The organism is Pigmentiphaga sp. NML030171 (assembly GCF_002188635.1).
GTDB classification, from domain to species: domain Bacteria; phylum Pseudomonadota; class Gammaproteobacteria; order Burkholderiales; family Burkholderiaceae_B; genus Pigmentiphaga; species Pigmentiphaga daeguensis.
Genome location: NZ_NINX01000015.1, coordinates 77,003 through 95,803 on the forward strand (window position 1 = coordinate 77,003; position 18,801 = coordinate 95,803).

General features: G+C 69.1%; 16 protein-coding genes. 5 read left to right on the forward strand and 11 right to left on the reverse strand.

What is annotated here, in order from left to right; translation table 11 throughout:
- Positions 1 to 15: 15 nt before the first annotated feature.
- The 3 genes from CDO46_RS02885 to mdlC all read right to left on the reverse strand — a co-directional run bounded on the left by CDO46_RS02885 (position 16) and on the right by mdlC (position 4,143).
- Positions 16 to 1,002, reverse strand: a complete 987-nt coding sequence (locus tag CDO46_RS02885) for a tripartite tricarboxylate transporter substrate binding protein (RefSeq protein ID WP_087837061.1) — start codon at positions 1,000 to 1,002, stop codon at positions 16 to 18.
- Between the two features lie 77 nt (positions 1,003 to 1,079).
- A complete protein-coding gene (locus CDO46_RS02890; protein WP_087837062.1) occupies positions 1,080 to 2,531 on the reverse strand; it encodes an aldehyde dehydrogenase in 1,452 nt (483 codons plus the stop codon).
- Between the two features lie 43 nt (positions 2,532 to 2,574).
- Positions 2,575 to 4,143 (reverse strand): benzoylformate decarboxylase, encoded by a 1,569-nt coding sequence (mdlC, locus tag CDO46_RS02895; protein WP_087837063.1) that lies wholly within the window; start codon positions 4,141 to 4,143, stop codon positions 2,575 to 2,577.
- A gap of 131 nt (positions 4,144 to 4,274) precedes the next feature.
- On the opposite strand from mdlC, the gene CDO46_RS02900 reads away from it, so the two are divergent.
- Entirely contained in the window at positions 4,275 to 5,186 is a 912-nt protein-coding gene (locus tag CDO46_RS02900; protein WP_176400646.1) for a LysR family transcriptional regulator, read from the forward strand.
- Here the strand turns inward: CDO46_RS02900 and glcF are convergent.
- From glcF to CDO46_RS02930, 6 genes are all read right to left on the reverse strand, one after another.
- Positions 5,176 to 6,417 carry a glycolate oxidase subunit GlcF gene (glcF, locus tag CDO46_RS02905; protein ID WP_087837065.1) on the reverse strand — a complete coding sequence of 414 codons (1,242 nt, stop codon included), beginning with the start codon at positions 6,415 to 6,417 and terminating at the stop codon, positions 5,176 to 5,178. The two genes, CDO46_RS02900 and glcF, sit on opposite strands and share 11 nt — an antisense overlap.
- A gap of 18 nt (positions 6,418 to 6,435) precedes the next feature.
- Positions 6,436 to 7,509 carry a glycolate oxidase subunit GlcE gene (gene glcE / locus CDO46_RS02910; RefSeq protein WP_087837066.1) on the reverse strand — a complete coding sequence of 358 codons (1,074 nt, stop codon included), beginning with the start codon at positions 7,507 to 7,509 and terminating at the stop codon, positions 6,436 to 6,438.
- Between the two features lie 9 nt (positions 7,510 to 7,518).
- Entirely contained in the window at positions 7,519 to 9,015 is a 1,497-nt protein-coding gene (locus tag CDO46_RS02915) for an FAD-linked oxidase C-terminal domain-containing protein (protein ID WP_087837067.1), read from the reverse strand.
- 331 nt (positions 9,016 to 9,346) lie between these two features.
- Entirely contained in the window at positions 9,347 to 10,762 is a 1,416-nt protein-coding gene (locus tag CDO46_RS02920; RefSeq protein WP_087837068.1) for an FAD-binding oxidoreductase, read from the reverse strand.
- A 51-nt stretch (positions 10,763 to 10,813) separates the two neighbouring features.
- A complete protein-coding gene (locus CDO46_RS02925) occupies positions 10,814 to 13,117 on the reverse strand; it encodes a molybdopterin-dependent oxidoreductase (RefSeq protein ID WP_087837069.1) in 2,304 nt (767 codons plus the stop codon).
- 35 nt (positions 13,118 to 13,152) lie between these two features.
- Positions 13,153 to 13,539 carry a tripartite tricarboxylate transporter substrate binding protein gene (locus CDO46_RS02930; RefSeq protein WP_087837070.1) on the reverse strand — a complete coding sequence of 129 codons (387 nt, stop codon included), beginning with the start codon at positions 13,537 to 13,539 and terminating at the stop codon, positions 13,153 to 13,155.
- A gap of 200 nt (positions 13,540 to 13,739) precedes the next feature.
- On the opposite strand from CDO46_RS02930, the gene CDO46_RS02935 reads away from it, so the two are divergent.
- Both CDO46_RS02935 and CDO46_RS02940 read left to right on the forward strand, forming a co-directional pair.
- Positions 13,740 to 14,516, forward strand: a complete 777-nt coding sequence (locus CDO46_RS02935; protein ID WP_087837071.1) for an AraC family transcriptional regulator — start codon at positions 13,740 to 13,742, stop codon at positions 14,514 to 14,516.
- Positions 14,517 to 14,579: 63 nt separating this feature from the next.
- Positions 14,580 to 15,137: a cob(I)yrinic acid a,c-diamide adenosyltransferase gene (locus tag CDO46_RS02940; RefSeq protein ID WP_087837072.1), complete on the forward strand. Its 558-nt coding sequence runs from the start codon at positions 14,580 to 14,582 to the stop codon at positions 15,135 to 15,137.
- A 7-nt stretch (positions 15,138 to 15,144) separates the two neighbouring features.
- Here the strand turns inward: CDO46_RS02940 and aroG are convergent, their stop codons facing one another.
- Entirely contained in the window at positions 15,145 to 16,218 is a 1,074-nt protein-coding gene (gene aroG / locus CDO46_RS02945) for a 3-deoxy-7-phosphoheptulonate synthase AroG (RefSeq protein ID WP_087837073.1), read from the reverse strand.
- A 276-nt stretch (positions 16,219 to 16,494) separates the two neighbouring features.
- Between aroG and CDO46_RS02950 the strand changes: the two genes are divergently transcribed.
- Positions 16,495 to 17,058 carry a M23 family metallopeptidase gene (locus CDO46_RS02950; protein ID WP_343928120.1) on the forward strand — a complete coding sequence of 188 codons (564 nt, stop codon included), beginning with the start codon at positions 16,495 to 16,497 and terminating at the stop codon, positions 17,056 to 17,058.
- A gap of 18 nt (positions 17,059 to 17,076) precedes the next feature.
- Here CDO46_RS02950 and CDO46_RS02955 read toward each other — a convergent pair whose 3' ends face one another.
- The gene (locus CDO46_RS02955; RefSeq protein ID WP_087837074.1) at positions 17,077 to 17,940 is read right to left on the reverse strand and encodes an alpha/beta fold hydrolase; all 864 of its coding nucleotides are present in this window, start codon (positions 17,938 to 17,940) and stop codon (positions 17,077 to 17,079) included.
- A 113-nt stretch (positions 17,941 to 18,053) separates the two neighbouring features.
- On the opposite strand from CDO46_RS02955, the gene CDO46_RS02960 reads away from it, so the two are divergent.
- The gene (locus tag CDO46_RS02960; protein ID WP_087837280.1) at positions 18,054 to 18,800 is read left to right on the forward strand and encodes a pseudouridine synthase; all 747 of its coding nucleotides are present in this window, start codon (positions 18,054 to 18,056) and stop codon (positions 18,798 to 18,800) included.
- Position 18,801: the final 1 nt, after the last annotated feature.

The window sequence follows — 18,801 nt, forward strand, 5'->3', positions numbered from 1 at the left end:
CCCGTCACGGCGGGATCAATCGCCGACGATCTTGCGGTCCCGGATGATGGCGCCGAAACGCTTGGCGTCGTACTCGGCACGCTCGTGGAACTGCTCGGGCGTCATGGGCGCGGGGTCGCCGCCCAGGGCCACCAGGCGCTCGCGGAAGGCGGGCGTGCTCACGATCTTGTTGATCTCGGTATTGAGCTTGGTGACGATGTCCTTGGGCGTGCCGGCGGGCGCGTAGAAGCCGAACACGGTGTCGGCATCGAAGCCCTTCAGGCCCGCCTCGTCCAGCGTGGGCACGTTGGGGAACATGGGCGAGCGCGTCAGGCTGCCCACGGCCAGCATGTTGAGCTTGCCCGACTGCACGTGCTGCATGGCAATGCCCGGGTCGAAGGCGAAGTCGATCTGACCGGCCAGCAGGTCCACCAGCGCGGGCGCGGCGCCACGGTACGGGACATGGACGGCGCTCACGCCGGCCTGGCTCTGGAACATCTCCGCGGCCAGGTGGGGCGAGCTGCCATTGCCCGGCGTGCCGTAGGTCAGCTTGCCGGGATTGGCCTTCAGGTAGCCGATGAACGACTTGACGTCGGTGGGCAGCTTGCCCGGCTTGACCACCAGGAACACCTTGACCTTGGCGGCCGCGGCCACGGGCGCGAGGTCCTTGATCGGGTCGAAGGACATCTTGGGATAGATGTAGGGGTTGACTGACACCATGCCGCCGGAACTCATCAGCAGGGTGTAGCCGTCGGGCGCCGAACGGGCGACCGCCTCGCCGCCGATGTTGCCGCCCGCCCCGCCCTTGTTCTCGACCACCACGGGCTGGCCCAGCGCCTCTTGCAGGGGACCGGTGATGGCGCGCGCGATCTGGTCGGCGGCGCCGCCCGGCGGGAAGTTGACCACGACCTTCACGGGCTTGGTCGGATAGGCTTGCGCCACGGCGCCGAAGGCGACCGCGCATCCCAGCGCGAGCGCGCTCCACCTGGCCGCGAGGGCCGCTTTGCCTGCTTGACGGTTCATGTCTGTCTCCTGTTTTGTCATGAACGAACACGGATGCCCGCGTCCGCGCCCGGCCGCGACGGGCGCGAGCGGAGCGATCAGAACGGGTAGTGGCGCGGCGTGGTCTGCACGGTGATCCAGCGCAGTTCGGTGAACTCGTGGATGCCGGCGTTGCCGCCGAAGCGGCCGATGCCGCTGGCCTTGACACCGCCGAACGGCATCTGCGCCTCGTCGTGCACCGTGGGGCCGTTGACGTGGCAGATGCCCGACTCGATGCGCTTGGCCACTTGCATGGCACGCGCCACGTCGCGCCCGAACACGGCCGAGGACAGGCCGTACTCGGTGTCGTTGGCGCTGTTGATGGCGGCCTCGACGCCATCAACCCGCACTACCGCCTTGACCGGCCCGAAGGATTCCTCGCCGTAGATGCGCATGTCGGGCGTGACGCGGTCCAGGATGGTGGCGGGCATGAGCGTGTTTTCGGCCTTGCCGCCGCACACCAGCACCGCGCCCTTGGCCAGCGCGTCGTCGATCATGGCGTTGCAGCGTTCGACGGTAGCCATGTCGACCACCGATCCCAGCACCGCGGGCCCCTTGCGCGGATCCTGCAGCGGCAGCGACTTGGCCTTGGCGCCGAAGCGCGCGACGAATTCGTCGGCGATCTTCTCGTCGACGATGATGCGCTCGGTGGACATGCAGATCTGGCCCGAGTTGGCGAAGGCGCCGAAGGCGGCGGCGTTGACCGCCGCGTCCAGGTCGGCGTCGTCCAGGATCACCAGCGGCGCCTTGCCGCCCAGCTCGAGCACGACCGGCTTGAGGTACTTGGCGCAGGTCTGCGCGATGATCTTGCCCACGCGCGTCGAACCGGTGAAGTTCACCCGGCGCACGGCGGGATGCGAGACCGCGGCCTCGACCACCGCGCCGGCATCCGCCGGGTCGTTGGTGACGAAGTTGACCACGCCCGCGGGAAAGCCCGCTTCGTTCAAGGCCTCGACGATCAGCCCGTGCGTGGCGGGGCACAGTTCGGAGCCCTTGAACACGACCGTGTTGCCGCAGGCCAGCGGCACGGCCACCGATCGCACGCCCAGGATCACGGGCGCGTTCCACGGCGCGATGCCCAGCACCACGCCCGCGCCCTGGCGCACGGCCATGGCCAGGCTGCCTGGCACGTCGGACGGAATGACCTCGCCGCTGATCTGGGTGGTCAGGGCGGCGGCCTCCTGCAGCATGCCCGCCGCCAGGTGGACGTTGAAGCCGGCCCACATGGCCGATGCCCCGGTCTCGGCGGCCATCGCCTCGATGAAGGCCGGCGCCTTGGCTTCGAGCGCCTGGGCGGCCTTGAGCAGCAGCGCCCGGCGCTCGCCCGGGCCGGTCTCGCGCCAGCTCGTGAACGCGCGCGCGGCGGCGTCGACCGCCTTGGTCATGTCCTCGGGGGTGGCGGCCGGCGCCCGGGTCGCGACCGAGCCGTCGAGCGGATTGCGGCGCTCGAAGGTCGCCTTGCCGGAGGCCTCGGCGGATTGGCCGTCGATCAGCATGGTCAGGGTTTTCATGTCAGTCTCCTGCTCTGGAAGAATGGGGATAGTGACGGCGGAATCAGGCGATTTCCACGTCCACCAGGATGGGCACCGGCGATGCCAGCGCTTCGCGCAGCACACCGGCCAGCTTGGCGGGGTCCGACACCCGGATACCCTGGCAGGCATGCCCGCGCGCCAGCGACACGAAGTCGAGATCGGGCAGGTCGGTGCCGGCAAGCGGGTCTTCGGGCTTGAAGCCGAAGGTCGGGGCGAACTCCGTCAGGGCAGCATAGCGCCGGTTGTTCAGGATCACGAAGGTGATCGGCAGCTTGAGCTGCGCCGCGGTCCACAGCGCCTGGATGGAGTACATGCTGGAGCCGTCTCCGATCAGACCGATGACCTTGCTTTGCGGCTTGGCCAGCGCGACGCCCACGGCGGCCGGCATGCTGTAGCCCAGGCCGCCGCTGCACATGGTGTAGAAGGTCTCGCTTTGCAGCATGGGCAGGTACTTGTGCATGACCGGCCGCGCGCTGGGCGACTCCTCGACCACGATGGAAGCGGGATCGCGCACCTCGGCCAATGTCTGCAGCACGTAGGCCACCGACATGGGCGAGGACGGCTCGGCGCGCGGCAGCGGCGCCCGCGGGGCGGGCAGTTCGCGCGCCGGCGGCGAAGCCCGCGCCAGCAGTTCGCGCACGCCCAGGCTGATGCTGCCCACCGCCGCGGTGCCCACCGGCGCCCAGGCCGCGACCTGCGGATCGTCGGTGAGCTGGACCAGCTTCGCGCCGGGCGGCAGGTGCGGCCCGAAGCCTTCGACGTGATAGGTGAAGGCCGGCGCGCCGATCACGAAGATGCAGTCGTAGCCACCCAGCATCGAGACGATCTTCTCGCGGATGGCGGGCAGGAAGCCCATGAACTGGCGATGGTCCTCGGGGAAGCCGCAACGGCCCGACATGGGCGCGACCCACACGCCCGCCTTGTGGCGCTCGGCCAGTTGCACCACGTCGTCCCAGGCGCCGTCGCGGTCGACGGAGGCGCCGATGACGAAGGCCGGACGCCGCGCAGCGTCCAGCGCGCCGGCGATCTCGGCCATGACGTCGGGATCGGGCCGCAGCAGCTTGCCGACGCGACGCGCCTGGACCGGCTCGCACTCGCGCGACCAGTCGTCCGCGGGCACCGAGATCAGCACCGGACCGCAGGGCGGCTGCATGGCGATGTAGTAGCCGCGCGCGATCGCCAGTGGAACGTCCTCGGCCCGCGCCGGCTCACAGCTCCACTTCACGTAGGGCTTGGGCAGCTCGGTGGCCTGCGCCGAATGCAGGAAGGGATCGAAGGGCAGGATGGAGCGCGACTGCTGGCCGGCGGTGATGACCAGCGGCGTGCGGTTCTTGTAGGCGGTGAAGATGGTGCCCATGGCGTTGCCCACGCCGGCCGCCGAATGCAGGTTGATGAACGAGGCGTTGCGGCGCGCCTGCGCGTAGCCGTCGGCCATGGCGACCACCACGCCCTCGTGCAGCCCCAGCACGTAGTCGAAGTCGCTGGGGAAGTCCAGGAAGAGCGGCAGCTCGGTGGATCCCGGGTTGCCGAAGATGGTGGTCATGTCGAAGGCGCGCAGCAGGTCGAGCACGGCTTCGCGGACGGTGGTCATGGGTCTCGTCTCCGCGGTGTGATGGTGTGCGGGCCGGGGTCCGTTTCCTGAGCCCGGCGAATCCCGAGAGTATGGCCAGCATACCCTTGCCTGAACATTGCTTTTTCAGGAAAAAGTCATTACCTTTTGGCATGACTTTCGACATACGCCAACTCAACGCCTTCCTGGCCGTGGTCCAGCACGGAACGCTGGGCCGGGCGGCGCAAAGGCTGAACATCACCCAGCCCGCCCTGAGCCGCACCATCCGCCGGCTGGAAGAACAGATCGGCGCCCCGCTGTTCGAGCGCTATGCGACCGGCATGATGCTGACCAGCTTCGGCCAGGCGCTGCTCCCCCACGCCACCCTGCTACAGCGCGAAGCGGAACAGGCCACCGAGGAAATCGACGCGCTGCGCGGCCTCTCGCGCGGCACCATACGCGTCGGCGCGGTGGCCAGCGCGGTCAGCCTCGTGCTGCCCATGGCCATCGGACGCGTGCTGGCCCAATGGCCGAACCTGCAGGTCCATCTGCTCGAGGGCGTGGGCGACCTGCTGACCGACGCGCTGCTGACTCACGACATCGATCTCGCCATAGGCGTGTCGATGCCGGACACGGCGGACATCTGCGTGATCCCCGACTGCGAATGGCACGACACCAGCCAGATCATTGCCGCGTCCACGCATCCGCTGCGCAGGCGCGCCCGGCTGCGCCTGGAAGACACGCAAGGCCACAAATGGGTGCTGCCGCCGCGCGGCACGGCGCCGTTCGACGAACTCATGCACCTGTTCGCCTCGCGCGGCCTGCCCCCGCCCGACATCGTGGTGGAGACGCGCTCCATCATCGCCATCAAGAGCATGGTGGCCCACGCCGGCTTCCTGAGCTGGATGCCTCACCCCATGTTCGAGGCCGAGCGCGGCGCGGGGCTGGCCGACACCCTGCCCATTCCCGGCGCGGCCCTGCAACGCCGGCTGATGGTGTTCCGCCGCACCAAGGGCATTCTTCCCCAGCCGGCCGTCAAGCTGCTGGACGAACTGCGGCTGATGTGGGCGTCTCCTACCCGCTGACGCGCTTGCCGGCCAGCGCGGCGTCGACCGCTTCTATCCAGTGCACGACCGGGGTGTCCGTGCCGGCCTGCAGATGCGCCAGGCAGCCGATGTTCGCGGACAGGATGAGATCGGGGCCGGCCCTGCCCAGCTCGGCGAGCTTGCGGTCGCGCAGCTCACCGGCGATCTCGGGCTGCAGCACCGAGTAGGTTCCCGCCGATCCGCAGCACAGGTGGCTTTCCGAGAACGGCTGGAGCGCGAAGCCCAGGTCCGCCAGCAGGCGCTCGACCAGCGGCCTCAGGCCCTGCCAATGCTGGAGCGTGCACGGCGGATGGAAGACCGGCCGCGCGGCCAGCCGGCCGGCCAACCGCGGAGCCAGCTCGCCCGCGTGCGGCGCCAGCACCTCGGCGATGTCGCGCACCATGCCCGACACCCGCGCCGCCCGGCCGGCATAGGCCGGATCGTCGCGCAGGTGGTGCGCGTACTCGCGCACGGTGGCGCCGCAGCCCGAGGCATTCATCACGATGGCCTCGATGCGGCCCGCTTCGATGTCGGGCCACCAGGCATCGACATTGGCGCGCATCTGCGCCAGCGCCGCCGCCTGCTGGTTCAGGTGGAAGCGCGCCGCGCCGCAGCAGCCCGAACCCGGCGCGACCGAGGCCGAGATCCCCACGGCATCGAGCACGCGCAGGGTGGCCGCGTCGATGGCCGGCATCATGGAAGGCTGCACGCAGCCCGCCAGCATCAGCACCTGGCGCTCATGGCGGCGCCGCGGCACCTGGCCCGCCGGCCGCCGCGGCGGCACCTTGGCCGCCAGCGCGGACGGCAGCAAGGGGCGCAGCGCCTGCCCCAGCCTCATGGCCAGCCCGAAGGCCGGCGTAGCCAGCGTCCTGCCCAGCACCGCGCGCTTGAGCTGGTCGCCGGGCGCCCTTTCCACGCGCGTCTCGACCATCCTGCGGCCGATGTCGATCAATTGCCCGTATTCCACGCCGGACGGACAGGTCGTCTCGCAATTGCGGCAGGTCAGGCAGCGATCCAGGTGCAACTGGGTGCTGGCCGTGACCTCGCCCCCCTCAAGCATCTGCTTGATCAGGTAGATGCGGCCGCGCGGGCTGTCCAGTTCGTCGCCCAGTACCTGGTAAGTGGGACAGGTCGCGGTACAGAATCCGCAATGCACGCACTTGCGCAGGATGGCCTCGGCCTGCCTGCCATCGGGGGTGTCCTTGATCGACTCCGTCAGCCGTGTCTGCATGGAATGGGTGGTTCGTGTCTAGAGGTCGGGATACATGCGGCCGGGATTGAACACCCCTTCCGGATCGAATTCGTTCTTCAGGCGCCGATGGATGGCGGCCACGGGCGTCGACAGCGGATGGAACACGCCCGACGCCCGCGCCTCGTCCACCGATGCGGCGCGAAACAACGTGGCATGCCCACCCGCCAGCGCGGCCGCCTGGCGCACGCGCTGCGCCGGCACGGGCCCGCTCAGCCATCGCTGCGCGCCGCCCCATTCGATCAGCGTGGGCCCCAGGCCCAGCGGCCGGGTCACCGACGGCAGCGACAGGCGCCACAGCGAGCGCACGGCCAGGAAGGGATGCGTATGGTCGCGCAGCGACCGCCACCATGCCTGGGCCTCTTCGTCCGGCAACGCCTCGCCGCCCAGCGCCGCGCGTGCCGCCGCGATCGCGGCCTGGGCGCCCGACAGCCGGACGGTCAGGCATCCGCCGCACCAGGCCGTGGCGCTGACCGGCAACGCCTGGCCGCCCCAGGCATTCATCCGGCGCAGCGCCGTCGCCTCGTCCATCTCAAAACGCAGCGTGGTCTCGCAGGCGGGCCGGGGCAGCACCTTCAGCGACACCTCCAGGATCGCGCCCAGCGTACCCAGCGAACCGGCCACGAGGCGGGACACGTCATAACCCGCCACGTTCTTCATGACCTCGCCGCCGAAACGCAGCACGCGCCCCTGGGCATCCAGCAGGCGCACGCCCAGCACGAAATCGCCGACCGAACCGGCGCTGGCCCGGCGTGGTCCGGCCAGCGCCGTCGCGATGCAGCCGCCCAGCGTGGCGCCGGCCGAGAAATGCGGCGGCTCGAAGGCCAGCATCTGGCCCTGCTCCGCCAGCATTTCCTCGACTTGAGCAAGGGGCGTACCCGCCCGGGCGCTCAGCACCAGCTCGCTGGGCTGGTAGTCGATGACACCCGCGTAGGGCGACAGGTCGAGCACGGCATCGTGGTCCACCGGCAGCCCGTAGAAGCCCTTGGTGCCGCCGCCGCGGATGTACAGCGACTTGCGGCCCACATGGGCCATCAGCACGCGGGCGCGAAGATCGGATAACAGAACGTCCATGGCCGGGAATCAGAAGCGGGGGATCTCGGGAAAGCGGATGGCATCGCGGTGCACGTGCCGGCGTCCGTATTCGTTGCACCGGGCCAGCGTCGGGATGGCCTTGCCCGGATTGAGCAGGCCGGTCGCGTCGAAGGCGTGCTTGATGCCGAAGAAGACGTCCAGCTCCTCGCGCGCGAACTGCACGCACATCTGGTCGATCTTCTCGGCCCCCACCCCATGCTCGCCGGTGATCGTGCCGCCGACCTCCACGCACAGCTCCAGGATCTCGGCGCCGAATTGCTCGGCCCGCTCGACCTCGTCGATGTCGTTGGCATCGAACAGGATCAGCGGATGCAGGTTGCCGTCGCCCGCATGGAACACATTCGCGCAGCGCAGGCCGTACTTGTGCTCCATCTCGGCGATGGCCGACAGCACGCGCCCCAGGCAGCGGCGCGGGATGGTCCCGTCCATGCAGTAGTAGTCGGGAGAAATCCGCCCCGCCGCCGGAAAGGCATTCTTGCGGCCGGCCCAGAACAGCAGCCGCTCGGCCTCGGAACCGGAAACCTGCAGGCGCGTCGCGCCGCACTGGGCGAACAGCGCCTCGATCCGGCAGATCTCGTCGGCCACTTCCTCTTCGGTGCCGTCCGATTCGCACAGCAGGATGGCCTCGGCATCGAGGTCGTAGCCCGCGCACACGAAGGGTTCCACCATGTGCACGGCGCGCCGGTCCATCATTTCGAGTCCGGCGGGAATGATGCCGGCCGCGATGACCCGGGCGACGGCATCGCCGGCCGCCTCGACCGACGCGAAACTCGCCATGACCACCCGCGCCACGGCCGGACGCGGGATGAGCTTGACCGTGACCTCGGTCACGATGCCCAGCATGCCCTCGGAGCCGATGATGATGGACAGCAGGTCCAGGCCGGGCTCGTCCAGCGCCGACGAGCCGAGCTCCAGCACCTCGCCGTCCATCGTGACCACGCGCGCCGCCAGCACGTTGTGCACCGTCAGGCCGTATTTCAGGCAATGCACGCCGCCCGAGTTCTCGGCCACGTTGCCGCCTATGGTGCAGGCGATCTGGCTGGAGGGATCGGGCGCGTAGTAGAGCCCGTGGGGCGCGGCGGCCTCGGAGATGGCCAGGTTGCGCACGCCCGGCTGCACCACCGCCAGGCGCGCCTCGGGGTCGACATGGACGATGCGGTTGAACTTCGCCAGGCCCAGCAGCACACCCTCGGCATGCGGCGTCGCGCCGCCCGACAACCCGGTGCCCGCGCCGCGCGCCACCACCGGCACGCCCATCCGCTTGCACAACCGCAGGACCTGCCGCACCTGCTCCTCGGTCTCCGGCAGCACCACGACCATGGGCAACTGGCGGAACAGCGACAGTCCGTCGCATTCGTAGGGACGCGTGTCCTCTTCCCTGAACAGCACACAGTAGTTGGGAAGCACAGCGCGCAATGCCTGCACCACCTCTACCTGGCGCTCGGCCGCGATCGGGTCCAGCCCGATTTCTGTTGGGGCGTTCATGCACATCTCCAGTAACTTCTGAAGATAGCGTGCCCCCGCTTTCCCCAATAGTGGTATTACCCCCCGGGAAGCCCACCCCCTACCCGCTACGCGGGCCCCCTCAAGGGGGCGATGCGGGTGGACCGGCGGAGCCGGATCCACCGCATCCTGGGTCTAGTACCTGTTTCTTGAGGGGTGGCACCGGTGCTATCGCTGGCCGCCAGCGATAGCACCGATGATTCGGTCCAAGATAACCTCCCTAGACCCAGGAAACCGCGGATCTGGCTTTGCCAGTCCGCCGGTTTCGCCCCCTTGAGGGGGCGCCCGAAGGGCGTAGGGGGTGGGCTTCCCCTCAGCGCGTAGGGGGGGGCAACACCTTCCCGGGATTGAGGATATTCAACGGATCGAAAGCCTGTTTCACCTGCCGCATCAGCGCCAGCGCGTCCTCGCCGTGCTCCTCGGCCAGGAATTGCATCTTGTGCAGGCCCACCCCGTGTTCGCCGGTGCAGGTGCCGTCCATGTCCAGGGCGCGGCGGACCATGCGGCGGTTGATGGCCTCGGCTTCGGCCCATTCGGCCTCGCTGTCCGGGTCCAGCAGCATCTGCACGTGGAAGTTGCCGTCGCCCACGTGTCCGACCACGCAGGTGGGGAAGCTGGCCTGGGCCAGGTCGGCGTTGGTTGCGCGGATGCAATCGGCCAGCCGGGAAATGGGCACGCAGACGTCGGTGCTGGAGGCGCGCGCGCCGGGACGCAGCTGCAGGGTGGCGAAATACGCGTTGTGGCGCGCGGCCCAGAGACGGTTGCGGTCCTCGGGATGCACGGCCCATTCGAAATCCATGCCGCCGTGCTCGCGCGTGATCTCCTGCACCGTCGTGGCCTGTTCCTCGACCCCGGCCGGGCTGCCGTGGAACTCGAACAGCAGCAGCGGCGTCTCGCGCAGGGTCAGCTTGCTGTAGAGGTTCAACGCGCGCACGGTGGCGGTGTCCAGCAGTTCGACCCGGGCGACCGGGATACCCATCTGTATGGTCTGGATGACCGCGGCCACGGCCGCATCGACGCTGGGGAAGTTGCAGACCGCCGCCGACACGGCCTCGGGCTGGGGATACAGGCGCACCGTGACCTCGGTGATGATGCCCAGCGTGCCTTCGCTGCCGATGAAAAGACGGGTCAGGTCGTAGCCCGCCGAGGATTTCTTCGCGCGCCGCGCCGTGCGGATGACCTTGCCCTGGGCCGTGACCACCGTCAGGGACACGATGTTGTCGCGCATCGTGCCGTAGCGTACCGCGTTGGTTCCCGACGCCCGCGTGGCGGCCATGCCGCCCAACGAGGCGTCCGCGCCGGGGTCGATGGGAAAGAACAGCCCGGTATCGCGGATTTCGTTGTTGAGTTGCTTGCGCGTGACGCCGGCCTGCACGGTAACGGTCAGGTCGTCGGGGTTGACCGACAGGACGCGGTTCATGCGGGACACATCCAGCGTAATGCCGCCTTCGATGGCCAGCACATGCCCTTCCAGCGACGATCCCGAACCGTAGGCGATCAGCGGCACGCCGTGCGCGGCGCAGGCCTGGACGGCCGCCACCACGTCCTCGGTGCTTTCGGCGAACACCACGGCGTCGGGCGGCACCGCCGGATAGGGCGACTCGTCGCGGCCGTGGTGTTCCCGCACGGACGCATTGAGCGACAGGCGGTCGCCGAAATGAGCGGCCAGCGCATCGAGGCAGGCCTGGGGCACCGGACGGCGCAGCGAGGAAAAATCGGGGGCATTCATGAATCGACAGCCTGAGGGTGGATCCCCCCGATTCTACGCCCTGCCCCCCAATCAGGCCCGCCGCACCGCCGGCGGCACGAAGGCCGTGACCGGCGGCGCGTCGTCAACGCGCTCGATCTCGACCAGGGCGGTCTGCGCCATCGAGCCCTGCGCCAGGCTCGACGTGCCCTTGTCGAGCGTCACCATGTTCGGATTGCCATGCTTGTCCAGCGAACCGGGCTCGCCGCCTTGCAGCGGGTCGTACCAGGCCCCGGTGGCGATCTGCGCGACGCCCGGCATCAGGTGCCCGGCCAGCACGGCTCCCGCCAGGAAGGCCCCGCGGTCGTTGAACACGCGGACCACGTCGCCTTCCCGGATGCCCCGCGCGGCCGCGTCGTCGGGATGCAGGGCGATGGGCTCGCGCCCGGCCACCTTGCTGGCGCGGCTGGCCTGCGCCGGATCGAGCTGGCTGTGCAGCCGGGTGGCCGGCTGGTTGGACAGGAGGTGCAGGGGATAGCGCGCGGCCTGCGCGCCGCCCAGCCATTCGGCCGGCTCCAGCCATGCGGGATGGGCCGGGCAGTCCGCGTAGCCATAGCCCTCGATCGTGCGCGAATGGATCTCTATCCGGCCCGAGGGCGTGGCGAGCGGATGGCCCCCGGGATCGCGGCGGAAATCGTCCAGCAGCACGCAGCCGGTCTCGGGCTGGGGAAAGGCGAATTGGCCGGCCTGCCAGAACGCATCGAACGCCGGCGGCGCGTAGCCCGACTCCCGGGCCCTGGCGGCGGCGACCTCGTACATGTGGCGCAGCCAGCCCATCTCGTCGCGCCCTTCGGTATAGGCCGCCTCGAAACCCAGGCGCCCCGCGACCTCGGCCAGGATGTCGAAGTCGTTGCGCGCCTGCCCCACCGGCGGAATGACCTGCCGCATGGCCATCCAATAAGGGGAGTTCTCGTGCGCCAGGATGTCGTTGCGCTCCATGGTGGAGGTCGCCGGCAGCACGATGTCGGCATGCCGGGCGGCGGGGTTCCACCACGGCTCGTGGACGATGACCGTTTCCGGCGCCTGCCAGGCGCGCAGGAAACGGTTCAGGTTGGTGTTGTGGTGGAAGGGGTTGCCGCCTATGGAATAGATCAGGCGGATGTCCGGGAACGTGATGGCCCGGCCGAAGCACTCGATCTGCTTGCCGGGATGCAGCAGCATGTCGGCGATGCGGCCCACCGGCACGTAGGTCTTGATCGCATTGGGCCCCAGCGGCAGCGTCGGGCGCGGCATGCCCTCGACGCGTGGCGCCGTCATGCCGTTGACCGCGCCGAAGCCGATGCTGAAGCCGCCGCCCGGCAGCCCGATCTGCCCCAGCATCGCGGCCAGGGTGACCAGCATCCACACCGGCTGCTCGCCGTGATCGGCGCGCTGCACCGACCAGCTCAGGTTCACCATGGTGCGGCTGCCCGCCATCCTGCGGGCCAGCGCGCGGATCTGGCCGGCCGCAATGCCGGTGATGGCCGCCGCCCACTCCGCGCTGCGGGGCGGCCCGCCGTCGCGGCCCAGCAGATAGGCCTCGAAGCGCGCGTAGCCTTCGCAATGGCTGGCCAGGAACTCCCGGTCGTGCAGGCCTTCCGAGGCCAGCGTATGGGCGATGCCGAGCATCATCGCGGTATCGGTATGCGGGCGGATGGGCATCCATTCCGAACGGGACGCGGGCGGCTGGTCCGCGCGCGACGGACTGATGGTCACGAACACGGGCCCGCCGCTTCCTGTGTTCCGGTACCAGTCGGGGTTGTCGTGCACCACCGCGCCGCCGGGGTCGAGCTGGGTATTCTTCAGGGCGGCGCCGCCGAACATCACCATCAGTTCGGTCGAGGCCATGACTTCCGGCCACGATGCCACCAGATTGGTGATGTCCGAGCGCCCCAGGACGTAGGGCATGATGCCCAGCGCGGCGCCGAAGCTATGGTTGCCGCGCTTGTCCACGTAGCCGCCGTGCAGGCCCAGGAAACGCTTGAGCACGCTGGGCCCGTGGTGCAGCCGGCCGGCGCTGGCCCAGCCATACGAACCGCCGTAGATGGCCTCGTTGCCGTGCTCGGCCTTGACCCGGGCCAGCTCGTCGGCGACCAGGCCCAGGGCCTGGTCCCAGCCGACGGGCACGAAGGCGTCGCCGCCGCGCCCCTGGCCGTTGCGATGGCGCAGGTAGCCCGCCCGGACATAGGGCTGGTCGATCCGCAGCGGCCCGCGCACGATCTCGGGCAGGCCCCGCACGAAGCTGGCCGGATGCGGGTCGGCGCGGAACGGCACGGTATCGACGATGGCGCCTTGCTCGTCGGTCACCACGTCGTAGACGCCCCAATGCGAGGCGGTCTGTATGGTTCGGGTCGCCACGTGTCCTCCTGGGAAGATGGAACGATCGCCGGCCGTCAGTCGGCCTGGATCTTCAATTCGTCGATCAGCCGCCCCAACTGCCGGTAGTCGGCGGCCACCCGGGCTCCGAGCTTTGCGGGCGAGCCCCCCGCCGGCACGGCCGACCATGCCGCCAGCGCGAAGAACGCGTTCCAGGCGCACAGGCGCACGTCGGGAAACCCGGACTCGGCGATGGAAGGCACATTCGGCAGGAACGGCGTGCGGTCGGGATCCGCCACCGCGATGGCCGTCAATTTGCCTGCCTTGAGATACTGCCTGACCGGCCCGATCGTCACAAGCGCGACCGGAATGTGGCCCGCCACGACGTCGGTCACGGACGGCGCGACGCCCTTGTAGGGACGCGCCATGACGTCGGTGTCGCTGCCAGGTGGATAGGCGACCACGATGGTGATAGGCTTTTCAGCATAGCGTTGCGCGTGGCCGGCCGCGCTCCAGCCCCCCCCCCCGCGACGGCCAAGGCCGCGCCCAACCGCCGACGAGTGATTTTCGACATGACGTTCCTCCGTGGAATCCCCGGCACTATAGGAATCGCCCGCTTCTTCCACTGGCGAGAAACCGTCAGTTTTCGGCGAAGAACCGACATATGACGCTGCTGCCCGTGCCCCTGCCCGTCGACATGGCGGGCGAGCCGCTGCGCGTCGTCGTGCGCGAAGGCCAAGCCGGCGAAACCTCGCTCCACACCCACGCCTGCGGACAACTGCTGTATCCCGAGCGTGGCGCCACGCTGCTCCAGACCGGGCACCACCTGGTCCGGCTGGGCCCCAGCCGAGCCGCCTGGATCCCTCCCGACCTTCCCCACGCGGTGCTGATGGAGCGCCCCTACCGGTACCACAGCGTGTATATCGATGCGGCCGTATATGCCGAGCCGGCCTTTGCCGTGACGGGAATCAGCCCCCTGCTCAGGGAACTGATCTTCGACGCGGGACGCTGGGACGCTTCGCACGCCGATGCCTCATCGCGCCATTGGAAGACCCGGGTGATCCTGGACGAGATCCGCCGGGCCCCGCGCGTGGCAGCCGGCCTGCCCATTCCCGAGGACGCGCGCATCGCCCAGATCTGCCGGGCGCTGGAGGCCGACCCGTCGGATGGCAGGACGCTGGCGCAATGGGCGGCGCAGGCCGGAGCCAGTGAAAAGACGATGCAGCGCATCTTCGTGAAGCTGACCGGACTGTCGTTCCAGCAGTGGCGCAATCATGCACGCATGACACGCGCGCTCGAGCTGCACGGCCAGGGCCGCCGGATGCTCGATATCGCGGTCGAGCTGGGCTATTCCAGCGAAGGCGCCTATTCCCACGCTTTCAGGCAATTCTACGGATACTCGCCCAGCCAGTTGAAGAGAAGGAAAGCGGAAACGCCCTGACTACAATCCACGCACGGCGATGCCCACAGGGGCATGCACAGGGACCCTGATCATGGAGCATTCATGGGACATCGATTGAGCGTGATCGCCACGCGCACCGGCGACGACGGCACCACCGGCCTGGCCACCGGACCGCGCGTGGCCAAGGACTCGCCGCGCATCGCGGCCATCGGCGACGTGGACGAACTCAACAGCGCGGTGGGCCTGCTGGCGACCGAAGCCTTGCCGCAGGACATCGCGCACGACTTGCTGGACATCCAGCACGATCTGTTCGACCTGGGGGGAGAACTCAGCATGCCCGGCCACGTCCTGCTGACTGAGGCGCGCGTGGCGCACCTGGACGGCCTGCTGGCCGATTACAACGCCCGGCTGCCGCCGCTGCGCGAATTCGTGCTGCCCGGCGGAAGCCGGCCGGCGGCCCTGGCCCACATGGCCCGTACCGTATGCCGCCGGGCCGAACGCAGCGTGGTGGCGCTGGCCGGCGTCGAGACCGTCCATGCGCCGCCGCGGCAATACCTGAACCGCCTGTCGGACCTGCTGTTCGTACTGGCCCGCGCCATCAACCAGGATGCCGGCGCGCCGGAAGTCCTGTGGCGCTCGGGCCGTACCCGAGGCCTCTAGCCGCGGCCTACTTGCCGCTGCTGGTCGCCACCAGCCGGCGCGCCTGCACCGCCTGGGCCAGGCGCTCGAGCACCTGCACCGAGGTATCCCAGTCGATGCAGCCGTCGGTGATGCTTTGGCCATAGACCAGCGGCTTGCCGGGAACCAGGTCCTGCCTGCCGGCCGTCAGGTGGCTTTCCACCATCACCCCGATGATGCGGTTGTCGCCCGCTTCCATCTGGCGCGCCACGTCGTCCAGCACCTGGGGCTGGTTCTCGGGCTTCTTGCTGCTGTTGGCATGGCTGGCATCGATCATCACGCGCTGGGCCAGGCCGGCCTTGGCCATGTCCTGGGCCGCGGCTTCCACGCTGGCGGCGTCGTAGTTGGGCGCCTTGCCGCCGCGCAGGATGACGTGGCAGTCCTCGTTGCCGTTGGTGGACACGATGGCCGACACGCCGCCCTTGGTCACCGACAGGAAATGGTGGGGCTGGGACGCCGCCTTGATCGCATCGACGGCGATGCGGATGTTGCCGTCGGTCCCGTTCTTGAAGCCCACGGGACACGACAGGCCGGAGGCGAGTTCGCGGTGGACCTGGCTTTCCGTGGTGCGCGCGCCGATGGCCCCCCAGGAGACGAGGTCGGCGATGTACTGGGGCGTGATCATGTCCAGATATTCACACCCCGCAGGCAAGCCGAGGGCGTTGATCTCCAGCAGCAACTGGCGGGCGGTGCGCAGCCCCTTGTTGATGTTGAAGCTGCCGTCCAGGTCGGGATCGTTGATCAGGCCCTTCCAGCCGACCGTGGTGCGCGGTTTCTCGAAGTACACCCGCATCACGATCTCGAGCTCGCCGGCGAAACGGTCGCGCTCGGCCTTCAGGCGGGAGGCGTATTCCAGGGCGGCCTTGGTGTCGTGGATGGAACACGGCCCGATCACCACCACGAGGCGGTCGTCCATGCCGTGCAGGATGCGGTGCAGCGCCTGCCGGGTGGAGTAGACCGTCTCCGAGACGTTGGTGGTGCAGGGAAACTCGCGCATCAGGTGCGAAGGCGGAGCCAGCTCCTTGATTTCACGAATGCGCAAGTCGTCGGTGTTGTGGGACACGATCCTCTCCTGGATTTCAATGATGTCTGGTATGCATGTCTTGGGGGGGTTCGCCCCACCGTTTCGTCCAGGCACAAAAAAAGCCGCCAGGACGCTGGCGGCTTTTTTGGGGCAGGAATCCGTTAGATACGACGCTTCCTTTCCTCCGCCAGCGGCTTTGGAAATCCAAAAAAGTAAAAGTAAAAATACGTGGAAGCGTAGTTCATAAAATATATCGTAGCAGGGGCCGGCCGCTTCGGCAAGTAGCGGGCACCGTTCTTGCGGACGGCGGAAACCATGGCCACGCCCGCTTCCCACACCTGGATGCCGCCCCGCCGGCGGCGCCCCCGGCTGCTTGCCTGGACGCTGGCGGCCGCGGCGCTGTGGCTGGGCTGGCCCGTCGTCCGCCCGGCACTGGAAATCCCCCTGTACGGACTGAGACTGGCGGCGATGCCCGCCCCCTCGCGCCTGCCGGTGCCGGTCGAGGGGGTGCGTCCGCGCGACCTGCGGGACACCTGGAACGCCCCGCGCGCCGACGGCCGGCACCACGAAGGCATAGACATTTTCGCCCGCCGCAACACCGCCGTGCTGTCGGCCACGGAAGGCATCGTGACCCGGATCGGCACCAATACGCTGGGCGGGAACACAGTGTGGGTCATGGGCCCGGGCCGGCAGATGCACTACTACGCCCACCTCGAACGCTATGCCGACCTGCGGGCGGGCCAGCGCATCCAGGCCGGGATGCCGCTGGGCTATGTGGGCAACAGCGGGAATGCGCGCGGCACGCCCACCCACCTGCACTACGGCATCTACGAGGTCGGTGGCGCCATCAATCCGTATCCACTGCTGACCGGGCGTTGAGGGCGCCTTCGTGCGTGCTCAGCCGAAAAAGGCCAGCAGCATCCGGTTCGTCGCCTCGGCCTGCTCGAACTGCACCCAGTGCCCGGCATGGGGAATCACGCGCCACTGGCGCTCGGGCCGGCCGTCGACCCACCACGGCCCCACCCGGTCCGGATACGCGGTCACGTCGTGCTCGCCCCAGGCGAACAGGATGGGCATGGAAAAGCCGTCCAGGATGCCCTTGGTGGGGCCGCTCTGCGACAGGGCCTTGCTGCGAAAGCGCGTGGCCTCGCAGGCCTGGCGGTGCACCGCGACGGCCAGCGCGTCGATGCTGCTTTCGTCGTGCAGCATCAGGGCGCGCAGGTTGTGGCGCAGGTCCTCGACCAGGGCCGCCTCGCCGCTTGCCAGCCGCCAGTTGACCATCGCGGCCTTCTGCCGGCGCGGCGTGCCATGGCCGGCTGCGCCCAGCAGGGCCAGGTGCGCCACGCGCCCGCGCCGCGCGGCCAGGTGGGCCGCGCACAGGCCGCCGAACGAGAAGCCGGCCAGGTCGATCGGCGTGTCCGCTCCCACGAGCTGGTCCAGCGTTGCCGCAGTGGTCGCCACCAGGTGGGGCAGGTCGGCGGGCGGCGTCAGCGTGCCGGATTCGCCGAACGACGGCATGTCGGGCACCCATACGGTGTGGCGTTGCGCGAGCGCCCCCAGGTTGCGTATCCAGTGCCGCCAGCTGCCGTGCCCGCCATGCAGCAGCACCAGCGGACTCCCCTGCCCGGCCGAGCGCCAGACGACGCGCGTGCCGGCATGCTCGGCCTCGTGGCGGACGGTGGCGGCATCCATGGCGGCGATGGCCGCCTCGGCCTGGGCACGGTCGTCGTTCGGGAACAGGATGGGATCGATGTCGCTCATGACGGAGGGGCGGAAGCTGGCCGACAAAGGCGCAAGCTTAACCCGTCGCGGCGGCGGCCACGGTCCCATCCACTACACTAGCGCCTCTGCACCGATTCTTGACCGTGGCCAGCATGTCCGAACCCGTCCGCCTATCCAAACGCATGTCCGAACTGGGACTCTGCTCCCGCCGGGAGGCGGATGAATGGATCAGCCGCGGCTGGGTGCGCGTGGACGGCGCGGTGGTGTCGGTGCTGGGCAGCAAGGTGCTGCCGAACCAGAAGATCACCATCGAACGCCAGGCCAGCGCCGAACAGGCGCAGCGGGTCACCATCCTGCTGAACAAGCCGGTCGGTTATGTCAGCGGCCAGGCCGAGGACGGCTACCAGCCTGCCGTGACCCTGGTCAAGGCCAGCACGCGATGGACCGGAGACCGCTCGCCCATCCGCTTCCAGCCCAGCCAGTTGCGCAGCCTGGTGCCGGCCGGACGGCTGGACATCGATTCGGTGGGCCTCTTGGTACTGACCCAGGATGGCCGCATCGCCAAGCACCTGATCGGCGAGGACTCCACCGTCGACAAGGAATACCTGGTCCGCGTGCAATACACCCGTCCGGGACGCCTGCCCGACAGCGACCTGAAGCGGCTCAACCATGGCCTGTCGCTGGACGGCAAGCCGCTGCGGCCAGCCAAGGTTCGCTGGCAGAACGACGACCAGTTGTCCTTCACGCTGCGCGAGGGCAAGAAACGCCAGATCCGCCGCATGTGCGAACTGGTGGGCCTGAAGGTGGTGGGACTGAAGCGCGTGCGCATCGGCGGCGTGGCGCTGGGCGACCTGCCGCCGGGGCAATGGCGCTATCTTCGGCCCGACGAACGGTTCTGAT